This window comes from Okeania sp. SIO2F4, assembly GCF_010672385.1.
GTDB lineage: Bacteria > Cyanobacteriota > Cyanobacteriia > Cyanobacteriales > Microcoleaceae > Trichodesmium.
Genome location: NZ_JAAHGT010000904.1, coordinates 1 through 3,935 on the forward strand (window position 1 = coordinate 1; position 3,935 = coordinate 3,935).

Annotated in this window: 3 protein-coding genes and 1 pseudogene; 2 read left to right on the forward strand and 2 right to left on the reverse strand. The window is 37.7% G+C overall.

Annotated elements, in window-relative coordinates; all coding sequences use genetic code 11:
- A pseudogene (locus tag F6K22_RS34725) lies at positions 1-396 on the reverse strand (glutamyl-tRNA reductase); the annotation flags it as partial.
- Positions 397-1,311: 915 nt separating this feature from the next.
- Positions 1,312-2,349, reverse strand: a complete 1,038-nt coding sequence (glpX, locus tag F6K22_RS34730) for a class II fructose-bisphosphatase (RefSeq protein WP_293108939.1) — start codon at positions 2,347-2,349, stop codon at positions 1,312-1,314.
- A 393-nt stretch (positions 2,350-2,742) separates the two neighbouring features.
- Between glpX and F6K22_RS34735 the strand changes: the two genes are divergently transcribed.
- Together F6K22_RS34735 and F6K22_RS34740 are read left to right on the forward strand one after the other, a co-directional pair.
- Positions 2,743-3,072: a thioredoxin family protein gene (locus F6K22_RS34735; protein ID WP_293108941.1), complete on the forward strand. Its 330-nt coding sequence runs from the start codon at positions 2,743-2,745 to the stop codon at positions 3,070-3,072.
- A 398-nt stretch (positions 3,073-3,470) separates the two neighbouring features.
- Positions 3,471-3,935, forward strand: a 465-nt coding sequence (locus F6K22_RS34740) for an aminotransferase class I/II-fold pyridoxal phosphate-dependent enzyme (protein WP_293108943.1), incomplete at its 3' end; no start/stop codon positions are given.

Consider the following 3,935-nt stretch of genomic DNA (forward strand, 5'->3'; position numbering starts at 1 on the left):
CTTATATTGTTGTCCGAGTTTATGAGTTTGTTTAACCTGAGATAAAATTTGCCCTTCACCCAATACCAAACTATCTAATCCAGCCGCAACTCGCATTAAGTGCATAATAGAATCTTCATGGAGTAGCATAAATAAGTGAGGACGAAGCTGATTTAAAGGTATTTTACTAGAGTCAGAAAGAAACTGAGTTACTTCCCGAATACCAGGCTGCATTTCATTAGTAACTACATAAATTTCTAAACGATTACACGTACTAAGAATTCCTACTTCTTGAGTATAAGTTCCACTACACAATTGAGAAATTGCATTTTGTATTTCTGTTTCTGGAATACTTAATTTTTCTCGAACTTCAACTGGAGCTGTTTTATGGCTAAGTCCTATTACTGCGATATTCATATAATTTTTATTTTGTTAATTCTTTGTTCTTTTTGATTCAAATCCGGTTTTTAAGAGCGGAGTCTTCAAGGATGAATTAGGATAAATTTATATCGTTTTAGTGTCGATTATAACTTACTCAAAAAAAATGAGGCAGGTTTTACCAATGGATAATCGATAATTGATAATTGATAATTAATCTATTCGGCTTTATTGCCTCTTCTAATAATGGATAATTGATAATTTCAAAAATAATTATCCATTATCCATTGTTAATTATCAATTGTTAAAGAGGTAATTATCCATTATTCATTATCCATTAATGAACATATCTTAGGTATCTGGTATCAGCCATCAGTCAAGAGTTAATATTTTTAACAGGTTTGTTGAAGACCTCCACTTAATTGTTTCAATAAGTGGTGTGCTTTAGTGGAGGGTAAAATCCACCACCATAAACTTTGATAAATGTTAACTGTTAACTATTTAATGGATGGTTAAAATTTTTGCACCTAAATATTTAATTTAAAACCCACCCCAAAACACTAATAATTCCTAAACCATCCGAATTGATATTAGAAATTAATTATGACCAAAAAATAAGGTCTCAAGTCTCCCCTGAGATAGGGGATGAAAAAAAATCAACTTCAGTTTTTCAAGCATAGAGCTTCAGCCACAGCTACTATTTCGCTACGGGATATGAAAAAGTTTTACGTTCCGCAAAGCTTTCCTACGGAATGCTCCGCAAACGCTTTTCATGTTGCGGAGCAAAACAGCTATTGCCGACATGAATGCGTAGCATCACCTAGGAAAGTTCCAATCTAGGAAGCTAACTGAATAACTGATAACTAATAGCTGATAACTGAAATGACCTGATGACTGTTATTTTGTAAGTCATTTTTTAGTTTGGATATTCTCTCAATTTATCCAATACTATTTCTATTTCAGTTCCAGTGTTTTTGATTCTCCAAACATATGCACAGTATCTACGAACCGAGCTGTTTTTGACTGAGAAGAAATAACTAAACTTTGGGTACGAGCACCATTATGGAAGAAGCGTACTCCTTCCATTAAAGTACCAGGAGTAATACCACAGGCTGCAAATAGCACTGTTTCTCCAGAAGCTAACTCTTCAGCGTTGTAAACTTTGTCTGGATCTTCAACACCCATATCCTTGAGTCGCTTCATGTTATCTTCTTTGCTTTCTCCAATCAAACCAGTTTTAACAATAGCTGGGTCATAAATCAGTTGTCCTTGGAAATGGCCTCCTAAAGCACGCATAGCTGCTGCAGAAATTACTCCCTCTGGGGCTGCACCAATACCCATCAAAGCATGGATATTTGTACCAGAAAATGCACAGGAAATTGCTGCAGAAACGTCACCATCACTAATGAGACGAACTCTGGCACCTGCTTGACGAATTTCATTAATTAGGTCTTTATGACGGGGGCGATCCATGACTACAACCACCAATTCCTCAACAGCACGTTCCATGCAGTCTGAAATAATCTTGAGGTTTTCGGTGGCAGATTTGTTTATATCTACATGATTTTTAGCTACTGCTGGTGCTGCTAGTTTTTTCATATAAACATCTGGTGCTGCTAATAGACCACCTTTCTCAGAAATAGCTAATACTGCCATAGAACCATTTTGACCATAGGCAACTAGGTTGGTACCTTCGCAAGGGTCAACTGCTATGTCAATCTCGACTAGCTGTTCTATGTCACAGACCTTTTCAGCATCAGGCTGAGTACAAATTCCTACTTCTTCGCCAATGTAGAGCATGGGCGCTTCATCTCGCTCCCCTTCTCCAATGACGATGCGGCCCCGCATATGAATTTTGTTCATGCGTTCCCGCATAGCTTCTACGGCTACTTCGTCTGCAGTATTTTTCTCTCCTTTTCCCATCCAACGAGCAGAGGCGATTGCTGCTTGCTCTACTACTTCGATAATTTCTAAACCAATTACGTTATCCATGAATTTTTATTCTCCCAACTGCTGAAGAAAGCTTTTTTATTTTGCTCTCCCAGTGTTAAAGTCTATCAGAGGCTGGGATCAGGTTAGGACTTTGTGGGGGGTTAGTTGATGTAAAGTTTTATTACCTCAGCCAGAAGTCAGGAGTCAACCGCTGCCAGGAAGTCAAAAGTCAAAAATTAAAAGTCAACCGCTACACGGAGGTCAAAAGTATTGCTTTATTAATTAATTTCTTGGGTCTGACTGCTTTCTTCTTCTTAAATTCAATATCTATCCAAATGCTTTTCTGTGGAAGTTTAACGGTAAGAATTGAAAAGATGGTAGTTTTGATAAAATGAACAGCAATAATAGAAAATCTTTATTAGAAAATTTTAGTAAATATGGAATGGAAAAAAGGTGAGTAGCAATGTTATTGTCATTACTGATTCTGAGTTTGAAGCTGAAGTCCTAAAATCAGAAAAGCCTGTATTGGCTTATTTTTGGGCTACTTGGTGTGGTCCATGTAAATTGGTAGCTCCTTCCATAGAAAAGGTGGCCACTGAGTATAGCGATCGCCTGAAAGTGGTAAAGATGGAGGTCGATCCTAACCCGGAAACAGTCAATTTATATAAGGTGCAAGGACTTCCTGTACTTAAACTGTTTCGGAATGAAGAAATATTATTCTCCCATGATGGGAGCATTACACAGACAAAATTAGTTGAGATGTTGGAACCTCATTTAGCATGAATTAGATATTAATTATCCATAAACATTATGATGTGTGAGTAAACTTTCCACACTAATGTACTAATTTTAGGTAAGTTGTCAGCTCCTAATTAAAACCTGTCCTGATTTTTTTTAGGGGCAGGTTTAGTTTTGACATCCTCCCGACGCTTCTCTACCGAAAGCCTTCACAAACTAGGGATGTTCAATAATGGATAATGGATGTGGTCCGAGGAATTGTCTCTCAAGTTTTCCCCTCTTGTCTGCTCAAAGTCCTCACATTTTAAGCTTAAAGAAGCAAAAAGCTTGCACTTTTTTCGGACAAAAAAGGTTAAAGGTTTGATATTAAAATGCTTTTTAGATTGAATCAGCAAGCCCTACTTAAATTTCCTAGCAGAATTTATTTGAAAAATAAAATCAAAATGCAGTTATCAAAACGTTTAGAACCCCTAAGCTTTAATGTCTTTGCTGATATGGATCGGGCTAAGGCAAGGGCTAAGGCAGCAGGACAAGATTTGATAGATTTGTCTCTAGGTTCTTCTGACTTACCAGCGCCTTCCCATGCTTTGTCAGCGATCGCTCAATCTCTACAGGATTCTACTACTCATGGTTATTCTTTGTTTTCTACCACTGAAGCTTTTCGGCAGGCAGCAGCTCAGTGGTATAATAATAAGTTTGGCATTTCTGTAGATCCGGAAACTGAAGTTTTACCTTTAATTGGTTCCCAGGAGGGTACGGCTCATCTACCTCTGGCTGTGCTCAATCCTGGGGATTTTGCTTTATTGCAAGACCCTGGTTATCCTTCTCATAGTGGTGGGGTGTATTTGGCGGGGGGTCAGGTTTACCCTATGCCTTTATTGGCAGAGAATAAGTTTTTGCCTGTTTTG